The sequence below is a fragment of the Oceanobacillus phoenicis genome (assembly GCF_047238145.1).
Taxonomy (GTDB): domain Bacteria; phylum Bacillota; class Bacilli; order Bacillales; family Amphibacillaceae; genus Oceanobacillus.
This window is the reverse complement of sequence record NZ_JBDFME010000001.1, coordinates 3,688,744-3,709,360: the sequence shown is the minus strand read 5'-3', so window position 1 is coordinate 3,709,360 and position 20,617 is coordinate 3,688,744. Positions and strand designations below refer to the sequence as shown.

The 20,617-nt window shown below is 35.0% G+C and carries 21 protein-coding genes, 1 riboswitch and 1 other annotated feature; of the genes, 14 read left to right on the top strand and 7 right to left on the bottom strand.

Annotated elements, in window-relative coordinates:
• Positions 1-39 precede the first annotated feature (39 nt).
• Positions 40-954, bottom strand: coding sequence for a nuclease-related domain-containing protein (locus tag ABC346_RS18725; RefSeq protein ID WP_413236293.1), 915 nt, complete (start codon positions 952-954; stop codon positions 40-42).
• A 112-nt stretch (positions 955-1,066) separates the two neighbouring features.
• Between ABC346_RS18725 and ABC346_RS18720 the strand changes: the two genes are divergently transcribed.
• The 8 genes from ABC346_RS18720 (at position 1,067) to argS (ending at position 8,722) form a co-directional block, all read left to right on the top strand.
• Positions 1,067-1,240 (top strand): hypothetical protein, encoded by a 174-nt coding sequence (locus ABC346_RS18720; protein WP_413236292.1) that lies wholly within the window; start codon positions 1,067-1,069, stop codon positions 1,238-1,240.
• A 161-nt stretch (positions 1,241-1,401) separates the two neighbouring features.
• Entirely contained in the window at positions 1,402-2,307 is a 906-nt protein-coding gene (locus tag ABC346_RS18715; RefSeq protein WP_413236291.1) for a diacylglycerol/lipid kinase family protein, read from the top strand.
• A 21-nt stretch (positions 2,308-2,328) separates the two neighbouring features.
• Positions 2,329-2,586 carry a hypothetical protein gene (locus ABC346_RS18710; RefSeq protein ID WP_413236290.1) on the top strand — a complete coding sequence of 86 codons (258 nt, stop codon included), beginning with the start codon at positions 2,329-2,331 and terminating at the stop codon, positions 2,584-2,586.
• A 512-nt stretch (positions 2,587-3,098) separates the two neighbouring features.
• The gene (locus ABC346_RS18705) at positions 3,099-3,530 is read left to right on the top strand and encodes a hypothetical protein (RefSeq protein ID WP_413236289.1); all 432 of its coding nucleotides are present in this window, start codon (positions 3,099-3,101) and stop codon (positions 3,528-3,530) included.
• Between the two features lie 73 nt (positions 3,531-3,603).
• On the top strand, positions 3,604-4,170 hold the full coding sequence (gene sipW, locus ABC346_RS18700; RefSeq protein WP_413236288.1) for a signal peptidase I SipW: 567 nt from the start codon (positions 3,604-3,606) through the stop codon (positions 4,168-4,170).
• A gap of 73 nt (positions 4,171-4,243) precedes the next feature.
• Positions 4,244-4,831 carry a TasA family protein gene (locus tag ABC346_RS18695; protein ID WP_413236287.1) on the top strand — a complete coding sequence of 196 codons (588 nt, stop codon included), beginning with the start codon at positions 4,244-4,246 and terminating at the stop codon, positions 4,829-4,831.
• Positions 4,832-4,935: 104 nt separating this feature from the next.
• Positions 4,936-6,564 (top strand): purple acid phosphatase family protein, encoded by a 1,629-nt coding sequence (locus tag ABC346_RS18690; protein ID WP_413236286.1) that lies wholly within the window; start codon positions 4,936-4,938, stop codon positions 6,562-6,564.
• Positions 6,565-6,769: 205 nt separating this feature from the next.
• Positions 6,770-6,989 (top strand) — a binding site (T-box leader).
• 44 nt (positions 6,990-7,033) lie between these two features.
• Positions 7,034-8,722: an arginine--tRNA ligase gene (gene argS, locus ABC346_RS18685; protein WP_413236285.1), complete on the top strand. Its 1,689-nt coding sequence runs from the start codon at positions 7,034-7,036 to the stop codon at positions 8,720-8,722.
• Positions 8,723-8,898: 176 nt separating this feature from the next.
• Here argS and ABC346_RS18680 read toward each other — a convergent pair whose 3' ends face one another.
• From ABC346_RS18680 to ABC346_RS18660, 5 genes are all read right to left on the bottom strand, one after another.
• Positions 8,899-9,684: an energy-coupling factor transporter transmembrane component T family protein gene (locus tag ABC346_RS18680; protein WP_413236284.1), complete on the bottom strand. Its 786-nt coding sequence runs from the start codon at positions 9,682-9,684 to the stop codon at positions 8,899-8,901.
• Complete coding sequence (locus ABC346_RS18675; RefSeq protein ID WP_413236283.1) at positions 9,681-11,264, bottom strand: ABC transporter ATP-binding protein; 1,584 nt, start codon at positions 11,262-11,264, stop codon at positions 9,681-9,683. Before ABC346_RS18675 ends, ABC346_RS18680 begins: the two co-directional genes overlap by 4 nt.
• On the bottom strand, positions 11,245-11,850 hold the full coding sequence (locus tag ABC346_RS18670) for an ECF transporter S component (protein WP_413236282.1): 606 nt from the start codon (positions 11,848-11,850) through the stop codon (positions 11,245-11,247). Before ABC346_RS18670 ends, ABC346_RS18675 begins: the two co-directional genes overlap by 20 nt.
• 12 nt (positions 11,851-11,862) lie before the next feature.
• Positions 11,863-12,453, bottom strand: a complete 591-nt coding sequence (locus ABC346_RS18665; RefSeq protein ID WP_413236281.1) for a YkoF family thiamine-binding protein — start codon at positions 12,451-12,453, stop codon at positions 11,863-11,865.
• A 97-nt stretch (positions 12,454-12,550) separates the two neighbouring features.
• Positions 12,551-12,652, bottom strand: a riboswitch (TPP riboswitch).
• A gap of 74 nt (positions 12,653-12,726) precedes the next feature.
• Positions 12,727-12,972 carry a phage holin gene (locus ABC346_RS18660; protein WP_413236280.1) on the bottom strand — a complete coding sequence of 82 codons (246 nt, stop codon included), beginning with the start codon at positions 12,970-12,972 and terminating at the stop codon, positions 12,727-12,729.
• Positions 12,973-13,097: 125 nt separating this feature from the next.
• On the opposite strand from ABC346_RS18660, the gene ABC346_RS18655 reads away from it, so the two are divergent.
• The 4 genes from ABC346_RS18655 (at position 13,098) to ABC346_RS18640 (ending at position 16,195) form a co-directional block, all read left to right on the top strand.
• Positions 13,098-13,655: a phosphotransferase-like protein gene (locus tag ABC346_RS18655; RefSeq protein WP_413236578.1), complete on the top strand. Its 558-nt coding sequence runs from the start codon at positions 13,098-13,100 to the stop codon at positions 13,653-13,655.
• A 12-nt stretch (positions 13,656-13,667) separates the two neighbouring features.
• Positions 13,668-14,177, top strand: coding sequence for a DUF3221 domain-containing protein (locus tag ABC346_RS18650; protein ID WP_413236279.1), 510 nt, complete (start codon positions 13,668-13,670; stop codon positions 14,175-14,177).
• 13 nt (positions 14,178-14,190) lie between these two features.
• Positions 14,191-14,760 (top strand): AAA family ATPase, encoded by a 570-nt coding sequence (locus tag ABC346_RS18645; RefSeq protein WP_413236278.1) that lies wholly within the window; start codon positions 14,191-14,193, stop codon positions 14,758-14,760.
• 577 nt (positions 14,761-15,337) lie between these two features.
• Positions 15,338-16,195: a lytic polysaccharide monooxygenase gene (locus ABC346_RS18640; RefSeq protein ID WP_413236277.1), complete on the top strand. Its 858-nt coding sequence runs from the start codon at positions 15,338-15,340 to the stop codon at positions 16,193-16,195.
• 172 nt (positions 16,196-16,367) lie between these two features.
• On the opposite strand, the gene ABC346_RS18635 is transcribed toward ABC346_RS18640, so the two are convergent.
• Positions 16,368-17,690 carry a 6-phospho-beta-glucosidase gene (locus tag ABC346_RS18635; RefSeq protein ID WP_413236276.1) on the bottom strand — a complete coding sequence of 441 codons (1,323 nt, stop codon included), beginning with the start codon at positions 17,688-17,690 and terminating at the stop codon, positions 16,368-16,370.
• Between the two features lie 91 nt (positions 17,691-17,781).
• On the opposite strand from ABC346_RS18635, the gene ABC346_RS18630 reads away from it, so the two are divergent.
• Both ABC346_RS18630 and ABC346_RS18625 read left to right on the top strand, forming a co-directional pair.
• Complete coding sequence (locus tag ABC346_RS18630) at positions 17,782-18,510, top strand: MurR/RpiR family transcriptional regulator (protein ID WP_413236275.1); 729 nt, start codon at positions 17,782-17,784, stop codon at positions 18,508-18,510.
• 264 nt (positions 18,511-18,774) lie between these two features.
• Positions 18,775-20,496, top strand: coding sequence for a sigma 54-interacting transcriptional regulator (locus ABC346_RS18625; protein ID WP_413236274.1), 1,722 nt, complete (start codon positions 18,775-18,777; stop codon positions 20,494-20,496).
• Positions 20,497-20,617: the final 121 nt, after the last annotated feature.

Sequence of the window (20,617 nt, the reverse complement as noted above, 5' to 3'; positions counted from 1 at the left end):
ATCTGGTTAGTCATAGCATAGTAATTTTTGAGTAGTTTTCTAGATATAATAAGTCCATTGCTTTGTTCCCTTCACTTCATAGTTCTCACGTAGTATTTTTCGAATCCGTTTTTTAGAAGTAATGATTGCACACCAATCTAGTATGTTATTGGTTGTTACTTTTTCGTTTGGAAACAGTATTTTATATTCATTGACGCAACGTAGGACTGCAGTATTCACATCTTCCTTTTCATTGCAATGTGCACATACTAGATATTTTCGTTCAGGGTAGGCTATATCAAAAAATTGCTTGCAATTACGGCAGTAGATCCCTTTTTGAAGTTCATCGTAGTGATAATCAGCAACGTTACGAAATTTTGATTGGGAGATATGATGATTTAAGAGCTCTTTTGCTATTAGATGATGTCGTTCTGTAATATTCATTGTGGAATTACGATGGAGCTTTTGTACAAATGATTGGACTTGAGTTGGTAAGACAAAGGGGATTTTTACAGGAGCTTGATATAGAGTGAAATGCGGATGTATAAATATGACCAAGGACTTAATAGGAAGAGTGTATTTAAATCCTAACATCATATTACGAAATAATGCTTCACTACGATGCAGTTGATGAAGTGGCTGTATAATTTCAGTGTTCGGCATTTTAACTAATTTATCATTTTCATAAATAAAATCTCCTTTATAATTCTTTATTTCTAACAAAAAAATAGTATCTGCAGTAATAATTACCGAATCGATTTGGAAAGTTGTATTATTATGTGTAAATAGTAAATCTTGCAGTATTAAGCTATCACCATTGGTCTCATCAAATAATTGATCAAATCTTCTTTCTCCTTCATATCCTTGTTTCATCTTTTCATAGGTTTGCCGATCTTTTATAGAAAAATCCATCCTATGAACTAATAAATCATACAACATTAAATCCTTTGTCTTTTCTCTGCGCTTTGTAATCATAAATCAATTCCTTTCCTATTTACCCTCTATTATATATGAATATTTCGATAAGTGTATTAACTAATGAAAAAAGAATGATATAATTTGAAAAACAGATAAAAAGGGTGGTTGAATGAATTATTTATTTTTCACGATTTATGCTATTCTACTCGCAGTACTTGCATTCTTCACTGGAGAAATCGTCACATTTATTATGTTAGGGATTATATTGATAGCGTTGCAGAATATTCATGCCACTTTAAAAAATATACTTAAGGTCTTAAAGGAAAATAAAACAACGTCTTAACGTGTAAATCAAACATTGAAAATTTTGGGTGACTTCCTTACATTCTCGCAGCATTCTATAATCCCTTTTTAGTTGAATATAATCTCTCTATTTAAAAAATGATCAAGATCATAAAAATTCGGGAATGATATTAAAAGAAGTTTGATAAGGAGAGAGGATTCATGAAGAGAGTAGCAGTAATAATAAATCCTAATGCAGGAAATCAAAAATTAAAAAATGAAATAAATACAATTGAAGCAAGATTAAAAGATGTATTTGAAGAGGTAACCGTATATACTACAGAAAAAGAAGGTGACGGTAAAAAAATCGTCGAAAAAATTTCCAGTAAAGTCGATTTAGTTATTGGTGGGGGCGGAGATGGAACAATATTTGAGCTTGTAAATGCGCTCGCTTCACTAGATCATCGACCAGCCTTTGCGGTGTTGCCGGGCGGTACATGTAATGATTTTTCTAGAACAATAGGGATGAATCAAAATCCGCTAGTTGCATTGGAACAAATCGTACAAAAACAAGTAAAGTCTGTTGATATAGGTAAATACAATGATTGTTATTTCCTTAACTTCTGGGGAATTGGGCTAATATCTAAAGTAGCTGAAGAAATGGATGGGGACAATAAAAAATTACTTGGAAAGATGTCATATTACATTAATACTTCCAAAGTTGTTTTTCAGAATGAAACATTTCAGCTTAAAGTAACTAGTGAGGAAATGAATTATGATGGGGAAGCTGTAATGATGGTCGTTGGAAATGGGGCTTTTCTAGGTGGGATGAAGTCATTTTTCCCTCATGCTGATATTCAAGATGGTAAATTTGACATACTAATTATTAAGTTAGCAAAGTTACAGCATTTTTGGACATGGTTAGAAACACAAATGCAAAATGATTATCCAGATAATAGAAACGATGAAGTTATTTATTTTCGAACAAGTAAACTTCATGTAGACAGTTCGCCCAAGCAAAATATTGATAGTGATGGAGAAGTATTGGCGCAAACGCCTTCTGAAATTACCGTACTTCCCAAACATTTAAAGGTAGTTATAGGCGATGAGGCATTTGGAACATTATAGATCATCAGTTAGGGGGATTATATGAAAAAAACAGCAATATTTATTGGGAGTGTAATTATAGTGTATTTTATATTACAGTTAGGTACAGGTATGATTTTAACTACGTCATATGTACCTAATGTATCGGAGGCGTGGCAAAATGTTGTAGGACTTTTACCTGAAATTACTTTCGGACCGAGTTCAATTGCTTTAGCTCCTGCCTTAATTTTTGGGGTTCTATCCATATTCATTGCCTATGGAATTACATCATTATTCAGCAAAAAATTAAACATAAATTAATCAAAAGGAGGTCCAAGTTATGGTTAACTTGGATCTCCTTTTCTATTTTATAATATTATTGATGCTTGCTCGTTGCAAAAGGGTCAAAAGCTTAGGTGGAAAATTAAGTAAATATCCTGGGTGAATGCTATCAATTAGAATTACTAAATAATTATGTGACAAAAAGATGTACCCTTTTATTGAAGGGTGCATCTTTGTCATTTATCACTGACTTCTCTTTTATTTCACAGTTCTCCTATCACTTCCAACACCAACCTTTTTACCTAAATAAATATCTTTCGTTAATCCAAAATGTCTACTTATTTTATATGTCATTAAATAATCAATACTTTAAACCTATTACCTTATAATTACGAAAAATTTTTATTTTCTTAATTTACAATACATTAACGTTAACTCCATAATCTATTAATAGTACTCCACTATACTTCAAATAGAGAAAAAGAATCTATTAAAAATGCAAGAGTACTTTCACACACTAAACAAACCTCTAAATTTATAGGAGTGATTGAATGAAGAAGAGCTCTATTAAGTTCAAAATTCGATTTCAATTATATGCCATATTATTTTTATGTCTTTATATTATTACGTTGGTAACTTCACCAACAACCGCCTTATTTCGAACTGAAACGGACTTGTTGGAAGGGGAAATTTTGGCTACAGATACATTTGTAGGATATGAGGATGAAGAACTTAATGAAGTAGATGAAACAATTGATAATGAATTAGAAAATGAATCAACAGATAGTATGAACAAGCAATCAACAGATGAACCAAATTATAAATCAATGAATGGCACGAACAAGCAATCAACTGAGGAATCAAACGATTCCAACAAGCCATTAACAGAAGATACAGTAGAGAAAAGCGAGAAAGATGAAAATGAATCACCAGAGAAAGATACAGATGCAGAACTTGACGATACAACAGGCGATGCATCATAGGGTAGAAAGTTTTCTATCAACGCTTTAAAAATAAAAAACATTCAAGGAAATAGGATATATGAGGTGATATTAGATGAAGTGGACAACGATGAAAAAGTTTACGAGTGTACTGACTACAACCGTACTATCTATGTTACTAATTATTACGGTGTTCACGATGATTTTACACCAAGCAACCGATGGAGAACCAAATGTATTCGGGTATCAATTAAAAACAGTTCTATCTGGATCTATGGAGCCAGAATTTCAAACCGGATCAATCATAGCTATTGAACAACAAGAAGATGTTACACAATTTCAAAGAGGCGATATCATTACTTTTCATAATTCTGAAGGAATGGTCATTACTCACAGAGTTGAAGAAGTAAAGGATAATGGAGCGCAATATGTGACTAAAGGGGATAACAACAATAGAGCAGATTCTGAGCTGGTGATCCCTGAGAGTATCATCGGTCAATACACCGGGTTCACCATTCCATATGCAGGATATGTGACTCAATTTGCCAATTCAAAAGAGGGTGCACTTTTCTTATTAATCTTCCCCGGCATAATGCTAGTGGGCTATTCACTAATTAATATCGGAAGAGCATTAAGGCAAATAGAAACCTCAAATAAAAAAGAAATGAGTAGTAATCAGTGACTCCGTGTTATCAGGTCTTCCACCCTGATGGACCGTTCACAAATAAAATCAAATCTTTGAAGGAGGAATTATGATGGGAATCAAAAAGCAATTGGGCATGGGTGTGGCAACAGCAGTACTGGGATTATCATTAATTGGAGGTGGCACGTTCGCATACTTTAGTGACAGTGAACAAACAAGTAACACATTCGCTGCAGGTACGTTAGATCTAACAGCAGAGCCAACAGAGATTATTAATGTTGGAAATATGGCCCCTGGCGATTCAATGGTTCGTGACTTTGAACTTCATAACAGTGGCACACTCGACATTAACACGGTTTATTTGGAAACTAATTATACGGTTGAGGATGCAGAGGGCGATAATTCGGAGGATTTCGGCGAACACATAGAAGTAGAATTTCTTTATAACGTAAATAACTTGGATGAAGTGATTTATCAAACAACATTGGCAGAATTGCAAGAAATGACACCAGAAGCGATCAATGAACATATTTTTTACCCAGCGATTGGTAATGAAGGTCTTGCAGCTGGAGATTCCCATGATTTCGTTGTTCAATTTAACTTCAAAGATAACGGAGAAGACCAAAATCAATTCCAGGGTGACGCTTTAAACCTTGAATGGACATTTATTGCTACGCAAGGAGAGGGACAAGATATCTAAATGAAAAATGTGATTATCTATAAAATAGGTGAATTCGTAGTGTAATTTTATTATTGCTCTAAATAAACTAAGAATCTTGATTTTTAAGGGGAGGGAATTTATTTATGAAAAATGTATTAAAAGATTTGAAAGGTGAGAAAGATTTGAGATTGAAAAAGCGTTCCATAGCTGCGTTGCTTGCAGCGGGAATTATCTTACCAAGTGCAGTAGCTGTGGCTGATCAACAAGAGCATCCTGATGCAGAAACGTACAAGCCTAGTCCGGTTCCAGACCGCGTTTTATTAGGATGGGAGGGCGATACAACTACTACTCAGTCTGTTTCATGGAGAACGGATGATAGTGTTACAACTCCCGTTGCAGAGATTGCAGTAGCTGAAGAAGGGCCTAATTTTACAAGCAATTCATTGACGGTTGAGGCAGAAACGAGTGAAGAGATTGAGGCAAACCTTGGCTATACGAATCAATACCATACAGTGAATTTTGAAGGTCTTGAACCAGATACGCAATACTTGTACCGCGTAGGTGATGGTGCAAACTGGAGTGAGTGGTTTGAGTTTACTACAGCATCAGCTGAAGATGAGCCATTTTCATTTATTTACATGGGTGACGCTCAAAATGATATAAAAGAACATTGGTCACGCGTGATGCGAAGCGCTTATTCTGATTTAGCTGATGCGAGCTTTATTGTGCATGCTGGAGATATGATAAATCACGGTGACGCAGATCAGCAATGGGGTGAGTGGTACGAAGGAGCTGGATGGATAAACGGTATGGTACCAAGTATTGCGACAGCAGGAAATCATGAGTATTATAGAACTACAAATGAACCTAGAAAACTGTCCGAATACTGGGGACCTCAATTTGCATATCCTGGTAACGGCCCTGAGGGACTAGAAGAGCAAGTCGGCTACTGGGATTACCAAGATATGCGTATTATCTCTTTAGATTCCAATGTCGGATATGCAAATATTGATCAACAAGCCGAATGGTTGGATGAAGTTCTTGAGAATAATCCGAATCAATGGACAGTTATTACGTTCCACCATCCGATTTTCTCTTCTGGAGAGGGACGTGATAACGTAGAGCTACGTGAAGCGATACTTCCTGTAATCGAAAAACACAATGTAGACTTAATCTTTCAAGGGCATGATCACACATATGCGCGAGGACATTTGAGCAATGAACAAGATGGGGAAAGAGAGTACACTACTGGTACGATGTTTGTTAACTCTGTCTCTGGTCCAAAGATGTATGATAGATCTGAAGTAGTTTGGGAGGAAAATAACGCTTATGTGAGAAGCGGCGCAGAAGATACCCAGATGTATCAACATGTTTACGTTGATGGCGAAGAGCTGAAATATGAATCATATAACGCTTTAGGTGAATTATACGATGAGTTTACAATGACAAAGCAGTCAGATGGGCAGAAACTTATTACCGAAACAGAGGGGTCTGAAGAACCAGTTGAATCCTCTATCGAAGAGGTGAAAACACAGGTTGATGAGTTATTGGCTGCAGGGGATATATCAAGTGAAGAAACAGCGAGGCATTTAAAGACTCACTTGAATTCCGTCGCACATTATCAAGAAACTCAATCCGTGGATAAGGCTATAAAACACATGAATAGTTTTATAGAGTTGTTGCAAGGGATAAAAGAAGAACAATTAATTACTGAGAATGCTTTTAATGGACTAAAAGCTAGTGCTGAAGAATTAATTGAACAATGGGGATAAAGGAAGAGCTTTAATTAGACATCTCTTGTGGTGGAAAGAAAATCTACTGCAAGGGATGTTTATTTTTATAAATGCTTGAGGGTAACAACAACTGTTTACTGAGCTAGAATACTCTAATGTTCGAAATGAGTAAAAGTAGATAAATTAGTCATTAAATTTTCCTGTTGCATTTATCTATAAAATCAGTATAATAATCATAAATATCATATCGTCGATGACAAAGAGAGTAATTATTGTAGCGTGCACAGCGAACTAGGGATAGTGGGAGCCTAGTCATGAGCAGTAATGAACCGCACTTTGGAGACTCTTGTTCGAAAATTGGAGTAGGATAAGACGGGGATGACCTCGTTAACAACTAAAGCGGTAATGATTCATTAAATTACAATTGGAGTGGTACCACGGGATTATAGACTCTCGTCTCTTTTTCAAATAGAAAAAGAGGCGGGAGTTTTTTTAGGAGGAATAACTAATGGATGGAAAACAAATCTTCGTTCAATCATTATTTGAATGCTTGGATGGGAATTTAGAGGAAGAACAATTATATCGATTGATTGAAAAACCAAAACAAGCAAAGATGGGGGATTTAGCTTTTCCTTGTTTTGAATTAGCACGTATTTTTAGAAAAAATCCTCAAGAAATTGCGATGCAGCTAGCCGCTGAAATAAACTCTATTTACTTTGAGCATGTGGAAGCAGTGGGAGCATATGTAAATGTTTTCTTGAATAAAGCTTTATTTACAGAAAACATTCTTCAACAAATCTGTAAGGAAAAAACAAGTTTTGGTTATTCCAATCTTGGTAAGGAAAGAGCAATCACAATCGATCTCTCATCTCCTAATATCGCAAAACCTTTTTCAATGGGACATTTACGTTCAACCGTGATTGGAAATGCAATTGCTAATATTGCTGAGAAAGTGGGATATAAAACGATTCGTATCAATCATTTAGGCGACTGGGGCACACAGTTTGGTAAATTAATGGTTGCCTATCAAAAATGGGGAAATGAGGCTCAAGTACGAGCGAATCCAATCAAAGAATTACTTCAACTGTATATTCGTTTTCATGAAGAAGCGGAAGTTGATCCTACACTCAATGACTTAGGAAGACAATGGTTTAAGCGATTAGAAGATGGAGATACACAAGCTGAACAATTATGGGAATGGTTTCGTGAAGAATCGTTAAAAGATTTCTCAAGAATTTATGAGCTATTAGGGATTTCATTTGATTCTTATAATGGAGAAGCTTTTTACAATGACAAGATGGTTCGAGTCGTTCATGAGCTACAGCAAAAAAGCTTATTAACCGAATCAGAAGGAGCAAAAGTTGTTACGTTAGAGGAAGAGAACTTACCACCTTGCTTGATTCAAAAACGTGATGGAACTACGTTATATGCAACGCGTGATTTAGCTGCTGCTATCTATCGTTATGAGAATTATCATTTTGCAGAATCCTTATATGTTGTAGGTAATGAACAAACACTACACTTTACACAGTTGTCTTATGTACTTCAAAAAATGGGATATAGTTGGGCTGAGAATATGAAGCATATTTCGTTTGGTATGATGTTAAAAGAAGGAAAGAAGATGTCTACTCGAAAAGGAAAGGTCGTGCTATTAGAAGAAGTACTACAAGAAGCAATTCAATTAGCAAGCACTAATATTACGGAGAAAAATCCTTTATTAGTTAACAAGGAAAAAGTAGCAAGACAGGTTGGCGTAGGAGCTGTCATTTTCCATGATTTAAAAAATGATCGACGCAATGATGTGGATTTTTCTTTAGAAGATATGCTGCGCTTTGAAGGAGAAACAGGTCCATATATTCAATATACACATGCAAGATTACATTCACTGCTGAAAAAAGGCGGATATCATGAAACGGACAATGTTAGCGTAGTAGATATAAATAAAGCTTGGCTAATCATTAGGCGTCTTATGGCTTTTCAAGATACAGTCATGAGAGCTTACAATGAATATGATCCTTCTAAAATAGCAAAATACCTTATTGAGCTGGCAAGAGAATTCAACAAGTATTATGCAAATGTTCGTATTTTAGGCGATGAGGAGAATAAACAAGCGAGATTACAACTTGTGTATTCAGTGAAAACAGTTCTAAAAGAAGGACTGCGACTATTAGGCATTCAGGCGCCAGACGCAATGTAAAAAATACGGCTACAGTCTTGGTTATCAAAGTGGGATTATATATTATGGAATAAGGTTTAGGTGAGACTCAGATGCATGAGCATCTAGAAGCTCACCTAACCGATGAATAAGCAATTAAATGTTTTCGGAAGGGCTTTTCAAAGGTATTCATTTGAACATCGTTCTTTTGGGTAATCCTATCTCCCAACCTCATTCCCAAATATATTCAAGTAACCTAGCTGATACGATGTGTAATAAGCAATGATTAATGCAACAACCATTCCAAAAAGGAATATCCAATCTTTTCTATTAATCTTCATTTGATGATAGTACGTACGCTCGCGTTCTCCAGTGAACCCTTTGGATTCCATAGCAATTGGAACTCGTTCCGCTTTTCTTATTGAGTTAGCAAGTAAAGGAATAGCATATTGTTTCATATTTTGTATTCGATTCTTCCATCCTTCTGCTCTGCTAATTCCGCGAATACGATGCGCTTGTTTCAGTAATTCAAATTCATGTTGTAACGTTGGTAAAAAGCGATAACCAGCTAATATACCATAGGTTAATTTTGGAGTTAATTTACATTGTTGCATTAAACTTAACATGAACTTTGTAGGATTAGTAGTGAATACAAATAATAAGGATAATGCTATAAAACATAAAGAACGTAATGCAAGGCTTATCCCAACCTCAGCACTACCTGTAGTTACTTCAAACCAAAGGAATGAAAATATGACTTCTCCAGTTGCATAGGATTCATCGGTGTAAAGCATCGTCATCCAAGCGAGTGATATAGCAAACAAGGAAAGGGGCATAAAAATGAGTAACCATCTCTTCCATGGAATGCTTGCCAGTAAAAATGTTATCGCTAAAATATACAATAAATAGATTAAAGGTGTAACAATATCGAAAGAGAAACTAAGAAATATCCCGGGAATTAAAATAGCCACAGCTTTCATACTAGGATTTCTATTCTCTATCATCTTAGGCGCACCACCTTTTGATTTCGGCACTCTCGAATGCGATAAGGTTCTCTTAATCTAGTATCTTGTAATAATTCTTTCTGATTCCAAAGCGATTGTGGACTTCCGTCAAAGCTTACTATTCCTTTATTCATCACTAATGCCCGATCGCAATAGGTATCTACTAAATCCATATCATGTGTGACAAAAATAATAGCTGTCCCTTGACTTTGGAGTTCTAATATCATGTTCATCAATTCTCTAGTAGTATGAGCATCTTGACCAAATGTAGGTTCATCAAATAAAAGTAAATCTGGCGTTTCGTCTAACATCGTAGCTACACTCAAACGACGTTTTTGTCCGCCGCTTAATGTAAAAGGATTCTTCCATTGATGATCTAAAAGTCGAAATGCTCGCAGTAACGAAATAGTACGATGATGAATTACACTAGTAGAATAATTGTTTAGTCGCATACCAAAAGCGACCTCATCAAAGACAGTATCACAAATAAATTGATGTTCAGGCTGTTGAAAAACGAATCCAGTATGTTTCGATAATGTTTTTCTATCCCAAACCTGTAGATCTTTTCCTTGAAATAAAATATTGCCACTGTGATATTTTTTTAATCCGATTAAACATTGCAGTAGGGTTGATTTTCCCGCACCATTTTCTCCTAAGATCGCGATAAATTCACCTTGCTGAATAGAAAAAGAGATATCCTTTAATATAGTAGACTTTCTCTGGAAATAGTGAAGATGATGAACTTCTAAACACATAGGCATAGATTTTTTGTGCTCTATTTTCCTAATTGTTTCTTGGTTATCCAGATACTTCATTGGAATTGCGATTTGATGATCTCGCAGCAAAGTTTGATGTACTTGGAACGCTGTTTCGGGCTTTTCGTCTATTAGAATTTTAGTTTCCTTACTCAAAATGACTAGCCGGTCTGCATAGATTTCCCAATCATCGACTTGATGTTCAATAATGAGTATGCCGATAGTTGTTTTCTTTTGTATTTCTATAATAAGCTCGATAAATTCTAACCTTGACATAGGGTCTAAGTTTGCTGTTGGTTCGTCTAAGATAATGTATCTTGGTTCCATAAGTAAGACAGATGCTAAAGCGATTTTCTGTTTTTGTCCTCCGGATAAATGGTGAATGGCGGTATTCATGTACTCGAGCATTCCGAGTTGTTGTAACACATTTCTTATCTTTCTTTTCATTTCAGAACGTGGAATAGAAAGGTTTTCTAACACAAAAGCTAGTTCATCTTCCACTCGAACCATACAAAATTGACTTTCCGGGTCTTGAAATACAATGCCAACCTCTTGGTTAATTACACCTCTTGGATAATCATCAATAGCCTTCCCCTTATACAAAAAAGTTCCTTTCGTGGTTCCTTCTACAGCTTCTGGATAAAGTCCATTTAGACAAAGTGCCAACGTACTTTTCCCAGAACCACTTGCTCCCATTAAAATGGTAATCTCATCCTCATAAATGGATAGAGATAACTGATTAATACTAGCAGATTGGTTCGTATTATAAACGAATGAAAAATTATCGAGTTTAAAAAGGGGTTGATCAAGATGCGCTTTGTTCACGTTGTTTCTGACGCTCCCTTCCTAGTGGATATCCACTAAGCACTCCAGTTTTTGCTAGTTGGTCAGCTGTTAATTTTCCAAGAAGACCAGATAAAATTGCACCACTTATCATTCGTGTGATAAACATTAATCCTACTAACCATGGGGCATATGCATCGTATCCAGACATGAAGTAATGATAAGGAAAACTGATTACTGCGGCACCAATTCCTGAAAATATGAGTATTCTTAGGCGATAATCTTTCCAACCAGTAGCTGCGAAAGCAAGTTCTGCCCCGAGTCCTTGTACCATTCCGGATAATATTAATGTTGGTCCAGAGGTAGATCCAATTAGCACTTCGGTTAGAGCAGCTATCGTTTCTGAGGTAAAAGCGACGCCTGGTTTTCGGATAATGTACGCAGCAACAATAGACACAATAAACCATATCCCAAATATAAATTCATATCCTAATGGGCCTAGTCCTAATGGAGTTAATGCTCCAAATAATATATTTCCAACTCCGAAGAAAGCAAGATAAATTAATCCGAAAACTACTCCTAGCATCGACATCAAGACGACATCTTTTAATTTCCAGTTCTTAGTCATGATATCCACCTTTTAACCTTTATTTGAGGGACTATTAGCAGATATAGTAAATGTCATCGTCACATGTGATACAACTTCTCGAATATTATCAAACGATTGTTGTAGTGCAGAAAAAATATCATTTACATCTCCGTCAAGCCGTGTTGCATAATGGGACTGGCTGACCTTTACACCTGTATTTTTCGATAAATCGATTTGTTCATAGATTTTATCCATATAATCTTCACGTCCAAGAGGGTAAAGAGAAAATTTACAGCCTGCTTGCTGCTTCAAAATTATTGAATTGGATTCGTTCATTAATGTATCAGATTCTTCCATGTATACATCTCCAGAAGAATCACCTGGGCATCCAATGGAAAAGGTTCCGCTCATTGCTACATGTTCTCCTGTTTTTGCTGCATGTAAGAAAATAGCTTTTGTCACATCAAAGATATGAATTGATTTTCCGCGGATACATGTAGTAACATCATCTGTTTCTTTCCATACTTTTGACGTGTCCACTTCTTCAAGAGTAGATAAAATAATATCTACAAAATCACTACTCATTGGAAATAAAGTAAATTGGCATCCTGTAATTCTGCTTGTACTGCAAATGTTTGTCATTTTTAATTCCTCCTATTTTTTGAGTAATAAAAAAAACTGCAATCCTAAGGGAATGCAGTTTGTGTATGTGAATGAAAAAAATCGTAAATATATATCCATACATTGAACTACACTTCCCCACGCTAGTATTATCTAGTTCGGGTTATAAGGGTCAGGCATCGCCTTCTCAGCCATAAAAATAGCTCCCCTAGTGCGCACGATAGAATATGCAGTTTTATTTATTGTAGTTTCATCATAAGCAATATTCATTTAAATGTAAACCATTCATTTGCTTTATATTTTTAATTGTTTTAAATACTTATCTGCCTCTTTTGCGCTTTTTGTATAGCTATTGTTTTTCCAATGGTTCAGAATCTCCGATATTGCTAATGCCACTACTGATAATCCTGTGGCAATTTCTTCATTCGTAAAAGGAATGAGTTGATGACCAAATATCATTGATACCGTATTAGTAAAAACAACAATAAGTATAAACAGGCGGACCCATTTATTATTAATACTTTCTAAAGCTGCTCTCATGGACAATCCCTCCTTAATTAATAAATATGGAACGCACGTATAAGTTATGATTAAGTTCTGAACATTTTGTTATAATTGATGTAAGAGACATCGTGATATGAAGAGGAAAAGGAGGAGGATGGACACTGAAAGGGAAGATAATATTTTTAAATGGCGTTCCGCGATCAGGAAAATCAAGCGTTATTAAAGAACTTCAATCACTTTCAAAGGAAATATGGGTTAATTTAGGGGTAGATCAAACAGCAGCCATGATAGATAAAAAATTTTTTCCTGGAATGGGACTAAGACCTGGTAAGGAATTTCCTGAAATAGAGGAGACCGTAAAAAATCTATACATTGCTTTGTTTCAATCCGTCGTTTGTTATAGTAATCAAGGGTTTCACGTAATTGTTGATGTCGGTTTTCATATAGATTATCATATTGAATTTAATCCATACGAAGAAATGAAAAAAATCCTCAAAGAAGAAAATGTACATCTTTTCACCATATATTGTCCACCTGAAGTTGTAATGGAAAGAAGAAATCAAACATGGGGACAAGAATGGGATGGTAAACAGGTGCCAGAATATGTTTACCGTTGGCATCATGCAGTTTATAAGAGCAACCCATCAACACTTCATTTTGATACATCGCGTTTTTCTAGTAAACAAATAGCTGAAAATATTCTTCAAATAATTCATTAGTGGGTGATATTGGTGAAGAAAGTTCTTCTTATTTTTTTCGGTGGATTAGTATTACTAACGTTTCTCGGTATGATTGCACTTGTTATATTACCTAGCTCCAATCAATCATCTTCGGGTACTTCTGATTTGAATGAAGAAGATTTTCAAAATCAAGAGGCTCCTATGGATGAACAAGAAGGCACGCTGCAAGGATATTATTTCAATGGCTATATCGATTGGCGTGATTCGTTTGCAAGTTTTGAGGAAGAATCAGAGTACATTTACTATATGAATCATCATTTTGACTATTATCGAAATAATGCTTTTGGAAATGAAAATGATGAAAAGAACGAAGACTATGCAAAATATTTTAGCCAATTAGATCCATTAAATGCTCTTGTCTCTTTCTCTAACAATACAAAAAAGGAACTAAGAAATGGTGATTATATAAAAGTGACCTTCAAAGGTGGGATTATGGAATCTTATCCAGCACAAATTGGTGAGGTTGTTGAAGTAGAAGTAATTGACCGAAGGAAGCAATAAAGGAGTTTATGAAATGAAACGCTATGTCATTATCACTGTAGGGAAGACACATAGTGGGAAATCCACCTTTGCAAAATTATTGAATAAACGACTCAGTAATTCAATCATTGTCGACCAAGATAACCATGCGGAATTTATTCATCAATATTATTCGAATTTACAGCCTAAAACGGGACCTAATACATTGAAACATGCTATATCAAGGCTGGTGGTTGCTTATGCTGTGGAACATACAAATGATCACCTGATTATTTGTAACTCGAATCGGAATAAAATGAGCAGACAACATTTGATTCAGTGGTATAGAAATAACAATTTAATCCCAGTTATCGTTCATTTTGATATACCAGATGATGTTCTTTTAAAGCGAATTCAGACAACTACACGTAAAACGAATATTTTTCGTAATGCTAGTAATTTTGAACAAGTTTTAGAACGACAACGTGAAGATTCTAAAAATGAAGATGTTCAAGAACCTAATCAGAATGAAGCAGATTACCTTTTTCAGATTGTAAATGAAACGGATATAGCCGTAGTTATTCATAAAATACAAGAAATAGTCAGATCTTATTCCAGAAGATAGCGAAAAAAGCTTAAAACGTAATAGATTTTTATTAACCACATACCAGAAAAACACATATTAAATATGATATCGTTATAATGTTTAATAATATACTGTTTACGACTTCTAGCAAATAAGTATGATTTAATAACGTTAATTCAGTGAAATAATATCCTGTAAAATTACAATAATGTTAAAATTTTACATTATTGTAAAACATTATAATCTTTGTTGACGCTTCCAAAATGACCATGTAAGATATGGAAATATAAGCGAGTTGGAAAATTAATACAATTGGATAAATTTCGTAATTACTAAGTATATTTAAAAATGAACATTTTTGGTAGTTTATAAAATAATGTTTGATTTATAAGAAATACTTAGTGTTGATTGTAATGGAAGACGGTGCCTCCTATAGGAAGAGCAGGAGCTGAAAATCCACTAAGAAATAGTTAGTGGAAGCCGTGTCTGCTAAAAAGCGTCGTCTGCAATGGAAATCAAACAACACGACATTCGGATTTATACCAAATATATTAATTATTATGAAATTTTTTCTTGTATTAATACCTTTCGCTAATATTTTTAAAGGAGGAGTAACATGAAAGCAGTGTTTAGAACAAAGTCGTTGAAATTTTTTGGAACATCCATTGCTGCACTCGCCTTTTTTATGTTTGTTGCTTGGCAAACAGCTTCAGCACATGGTTACATCGAGGAACCGCAATCAAGGAGTCTATTATGTCACGAACAAGTGAATACGGGTTGCGGAGCGATTCAATGGGAACCGCAAAGTCTGGAAGCACCAAAAGGATTTCCAGGGCCAAGTGTTCCTGATGGCCAAATTGCATCTGCTGGAGGGGCTTTTCCAGAATTGGATGAGCAATCTTCAAACCGTTGGGAAAAAGTGGATTTGAACTGGGGAACCAATACGTTCACATGGCATCTAACTGCGATGCATGCAACGACAAAATGGCACTATTACATTACAAAACCAGATTGGAATCCCAATCAACCACTTACAAGAGATCAATTTGAATTAGTACCATTCTATGAAGTCTATGATGGTGGAGCAAGACCAGGAGAAAAAGTTACGCATCAAGTAACTATACCAGAAAGATCGGGATATCATGTTATCTTAGGTGTTTGGGATGTATATGATACGGCAAATGCTTTCTACAATGTTATTGATGCTAATTTTGGTGGGGAATCTAGTAATCCTGACCCTGATCCAGGTAATCCAGAAGAACCTGAATTACCAGATGTACCGGAATGGAATGCTAGTACGGTCTATGTTGGTGGAGACCAAGTAATATATAATGGTAAATTATATCGAGCAAAATGGTGGACCAGAGGAGAGACTCCTGGTAACTCTCAAGTTTGGGAAGAAGTAGCTACAGGTATAGCTACATCTCAAGACGCTTTTGAATCAATTACTGCTTGGAATACTTTAGCATACTAATAGATTTCTCTCATGTGGAATAGGAAGTAATATGTGAACTTGATGGGGATAGACTGGCGTTAAATGCCTGGTTTAATCACACGATATTATTATGCAGCAGGAAATCCCCTTTTATATAGTAGTAGAAAAAAGTTCCGATCACTAGACTCAAATGATCGGAACTTTTTATTTTTTATGGAACTTTTTCAAAAAAGTTCGGTAGATGATCTTTATGTGCTTCTAACATTTCATTTAAAATCTTCTTCGCTACCGTATCCGATGGTACAAGGGGATTTACCGTCATTGCTAAAAGTGCTTTGTTGTAATCACCCGAAACAGCAGCTTCCGAAGCTACTCTTTCGAAAGACTTAATCTGACTGACTAAACCTTGAACTGCTACAGGAAGTTCATCCATGATAATTGGCTTTGGTCCTTCTTTGGTAATTACACAACTGACCTCTACGGCAGACTCATAAGGGATACTTTGTATCGCGCCGCGATTAATCGTATTTACTGGTTGAATGTCTCTACGATCATTATAAATCGAATCAATTAAGCTGCATGCAGCATCACTATAGTATGCTCCGCCTCGTTTTTCCAATTGAGGTGGTTTTATCGATAAAGTCGGGTCTTTATACAGTTCGAATAATTCATCTTCTAATTTTTTTACTACCTCTGCACGAGTTCCGCCAGATGTAGCGTTTTCTTTTTCATTGTCAAACATCTCATCTGTTTTATAATAATAACGATGGTATGGACATGGCAGTACACCTAATCCTTCAATGAAAGATGGTTCCCAACCTAAATCAATAATGTTTTCCATTGTTCCAGTGGAATTTGCCTCTGTCATTCTCTTTAATACATCAGAAGTAGATTCTTTTCCGTCTACATAAATATGTAAACCAAAGACCATATGGTTGAGGCCAGCGAAGTCGATTTCCACTCGACTTGCATCAACTTCTAAAAATTTTGCAACCATCATTTTCATCCCAATCGGAACATTGCATAAACCAACAATTTTTTTCCAATTAGTATGTCTAAGCACTGCTTCTGTTACCATACCGGCTGGATTTGTGAAGTTAATTAGCCATGCATCTGGGCACAATTCTTCCATATCTTTGACGATATCAAGAATGACAGGAATTGTTCTGAGTCCTTTAAACAATCCACCTGGCCCATTAGTTTCCTGCCCAATTACTCCATATTTCAAAGGGATTCTTTCATCTTTTGCCCTAGCTTCAAGCAGACCAACACGAAATTGTGTGGTCACAAAGTCTGCGTCTTTAAGGGCTTTTTTTCGATCAAGTGTTAAGTGAATATCAATAGGTACATTTGCCTCTTTTACCATTCGTTTTGCTAGTTCACCTACAATTTCTAATTTTTCTTTTCCTGCTTCAATATCTACAAGCCAGATTTCACTCACAGGTAATTCATCATATCGCTTAATAAAACCCTCAATAAGTTCAGGAGTGTAGCTTGATCCTCCCCCTATAGTGACAATTTTAAGTCCATTCATAAAATGAAAACATCCCTTCTAATAATTTTAAATTATCAAAATCTGATTTATAATAAATATAAATACTAAAGAAATGGCGAGTGAATGAATAATGTTTACAAATATAAAAATGAGTGAATTCTCCGATTTAGAATTCTCGTTATATAATTTTATCGTGACGCATCCAGAAAAAGTGATTTATATGCGTATTCGAGACTTAGCTAATGAAACGCATGTCTCACCAACTAGTATTCTCCGGTTTTGTAAAAAGCTTGGATTCGATGGATTTACCGAATTTAAAGTCCAACTAAAAATGTATATGAATCAAACGGAAAATTTGAGTTTTATTCATTCTACTACCTCATTAACAGAATACTTAGAACGTACAATGCAACATGACTATGATCAGCGAATTCGCACAATCTCTCAATCTATTGCTGCTGCACAAACAATTATTTTTATTGGTATTGGAACATCGGGTATTTTAGCAGAATATGGTTCTAGGTATTTTTCTGCCTTAAAAAAATTTTCACTGCATATAAAAGATCCCTATTTTCCAATGTATACTTCTTCTTTGGAAAATAGCGTTGCTATTGTATTATCTGTTTCTGGTGAAACGGAATCCATCATAAACCTTACAAATCGAGTAAAGGAAGAAGGTACAAAAGTAATTAGTATAACTAATTTTCCTGATTGTACTTTGGCAAAATTATCCGATTATAATCTTTCATATTTTGTTTCCACGGAGTATAGAGAAACATTCAATTTGACTACGCAAATACCTGTCATTCATTTGTTAGAAAGTCTAGCTAAAGAAACGTATAAATCTATTAATACTTAATTTTATCCATAGATAAGCGCTTATATTTAACTTATATGAGATCACTGATTGTTGTAAATGCTTATTTACTGTTTTGTATTTTGTTCCACCATGTTGGGAGCTGTTTCAAAGGAGGAACAGAGTGTACCTTTCTATATATATGCTCATATTGTAGTTATATTAACGTTCATTAGACTTCACGCGTATTGGTTCTCATATGTAATAATGCTATAATTAAATAACAGAATTTTTATAATTTTAAAGTTAGAATGGGGGCTACTAAGTATGACTGACAAAATCATTGATTGGATGCACTCGAATCCACTTTATGTACATCCAGAGGACCCTTTAAAACATGCACTTCACATCCTATTGGAAAATAATCGTACAGAAATAGCAGTTGTAGAAGAACAGAAATGGAAAGGAATTATTAAGTTACAGGATGTGCTTCAACAAGATAGTGATAAAAAAATTAGCCCATTCGTAAGGAATTGTGATCGTGTTGCTTCTGCTGATTTGTTAGTAGATAAGCTTCAAGATATACCTACATATATTGTTAATGTTGAAGGAGAACTAATTGGAGAAATAACAGATATGGAATGGCTTCATTATCATACAGAAATAACAAAACAATTAAAGCAAAAAGATGAAATGCTCCATTTGTACGAAATGGTTTTTGATACTGCCTACGAAGGTTTGACCGTGGTAGATGACAAAGGAATTATTCGTTTATTTAATGAAGCATATAGTAGATATGTAAAAGTTCCTACAGAAGAAGCAATCGGAAAAGATGCTTCATTAATTATAGAAAATACTCGATTACCAGTAGTATTAAAAACAGGTGTACCAGAGCGAAGTCAGGCCCATCGACTACAAGGACAAAATTTAGTAGTACATCGAATACCGATATGGAAAGATAATAAGGTGATTGCTGCAGCTGGTATCTTAGTTTATGAAGGTGTATCTGAAATCTATCAAGTTATCGATCAAATGGAAGAATTAGATAAAGTAAAGCATAGTAAATTAAAAAAGGATCAACCGTATAAGAAAAGCTTGCATACTCGATTTGAAGATTTGCTAGGTGATAGTCTCTGTTTTACTCAAACAAAAAAAATTGCTAGAAAAGCTTCACAATCAAAAGCTCCAGTACTAATTACTGGAGAGAGTGGGGTTGGAAAAGAACAGGTAGCAAAAGCCATTCATAATGAAAGCCCTTTAACTAATGGAAGATTTATAAGTGTAAATTGTGCTGCTATCCCGGAAGCATTGTTAGAATCAGAATTATTCGGGTACAGTTCTGGAGCATTTACTGGAGCAGAAAAAGGTGGAAAACCTGGAAAAATAGAGTTAGCCCATAGGGGAACACTTTTTTTAGATGAAATTGGCGACATGCCACTAACCATGCAAGCAAAAATATTACGTGTTATTCAAGAGAAGAGTGTGGAAAGAGTAGGAAGTAATCATCAATCAACCATCGATTTTAGGTTGATAACTGCAACAAACAAAGATATCAAGCAGATGGTTTTAGATGGAACTTTTAGAGAAGATTTGTACTATCGCTTGTATGTAATACCTATTCATATTCCTCCTTTACGTGATAGGGCAGAGGATATTCCTATCATAGTTTCACATAAAATAGCCGAATTAAATAATGAATACAATGATGAAAAAACGATCGATCATTTAGTTGTTCAATGGATGTATACTCAACCGTGGAAAGGGAATATTAGAGAACTTATCAATTTCTTAGAACGATTATATGTGTTAGCAGAAAATCAACATATGACATTAGAAAATATTCCCGAATTGGACGATAAACAACGATTAACATCATATAACTTTCTTACAAATAAAAAATCAGTGAAATCGCTATCGGAAGAAGAAGAGAAGGAACAGATAAAAGAAACATTAAAGCAAGTAAATGGTAATAAGACAAAAGCTGCAAAATTATTAGGGATATCCCGTGCTACACTTTATAATAAAATATCTCGTTATACACTTAAATGAAACTGTAAAATTAGTCAACACTGACATTAATTGTCTATACAGTTAGACACTAATATACCTTTAAAATAAAGCACCTGTAACTTTAACCTGAGTTGGCATACTTTTTGCATGTTTACAATTG

Excerpts from the sequence above, each read along its gene's own strand:
- ABC346_RS18680 (WP_413236284.1), bottom strand. The coding sequence starts at position 9,684 with ATGATAGAGAATAGAAATCCTAGTATGAAAGCTGTGGCTATTTTAATT.
- sipW (WP_413236288.1), top strand. The coding sequence starts at position 3,604 with ATGAAGTGGACAACGATGAAAAAGTTTACGAGTGTACTGACTACAACC.
- ABC346_RS18705 (WP_413236289.1), top strand. The coding sequence starts at position 3,099 with ATGAAGAAGAGCTCTATTAAGTTCAAAATTCGATTTCAATTATATGCC.
- ABC346_RS18710 (WP_413236290.1), top strand. The coding sequence starts at position 2,329 with ATGAAAAAAACAGCAATATTTATTGGGAGTGTAATTATAGTGTATTTT.
- ABC346_RS18690 (WP_413236286.1), top strand. The coding sequence starts at position 4,936 with ATGAAAAATGTATTAAAAGATTTGAAAGGTGAGAAAGATTTGAGATTG.
- ABC346_RS18660 (WP_413236280.1), bottom strand. The coding sequence starts at position 12,972 with ATGAGAGCAGCTTTAGAAAGTATTAATAATAAATGGGTCCGCCTGTTT.
- ABC346_RS18640 (WP_413236277.1), top strand. The coding sequence starts at position 15,338 with ATGAAAGCAGTGTTTAGAACAAAGTCGTTGAAATTTTTTGGAACATCC.
- ABC346_RS18720 (WP_413236292.1), top strand. The coding sequence starts at position 1,067 with ATGAATTATTTATTTTTCACGATTTATGCTATTCTACTCGCAGTACTT.
- ABC346_RS18645 (WP_413236278.1), top strand. The coding sequence starts at position 14,191 with ATGAAACGCTATGTCATTATCACTGTAGGGAAGACACATAGTGGGAAA.
- ABC346_RS18665 (WP_413236281.1), bottom strand. The coding sequence starts at position 12,453 with ATGACAAACATTTGCAGTACAAGCAGAATTACAGGATGCCAATTTACT.
- ABC346_RS18670 (WP_413236282.1), bottom strand. The coding sequence starts at position 11,850 with ATGACTAAGAACTGGAAATTAAAAGATGTCGTCTTGATGTCGATGCTA.
- argS (WP_413236285.1), top strand. The coding sequence starts at position 7,034 with ATGGATGGAAAACAAATCTTCGTTCAATCATTATTTGAATGCTTGGAT.
- ABC346_RS18630 (WP_413236275.1), top strand. The coding sequence starts at position 17,782 with ATGTTTACAAATATAAAAATGAGTGAATTCTCCGATTTAGAATTCTCG.
- ABC346_RS18625 (WP_413236274.1), top strand. The coding sequence starts at position 18,775 with ATGACTGACAAAATCATTGATTGGATGCACTCGAATCCACTTTATGTA.
- ABC346_RS18715 (WP_413236291.1), top strand. The coding sequence starts at position 1,402 with ATGAAGAGAGTAGCAGTAATAATAAATCCTAATGCAGGAAATCAAAAA.
- ABC346_RS18635 (WP_413236276.1), bottom strand. The coding sequence starts at position 17,690 with ATGAATGGACTTAAAATTGTCACTATAGGGGGAGGATCAAGCTACACT.
- ABC346_RS18695 (WP_413236287.1), top strand. The coding sequence starts at position 4,244 with ATGGGAATCAAAAAGCAATTGGGCATGGGTGTGGCAACAGCAGTACTG.
- ABC346_RS18725 (WP_413236293.1), bottom strand. The coding sequence starts at position 954 with ATGATTACAAAGCGCAGAGAAAAGACAAAGGATTTAATGTTGTATGAT.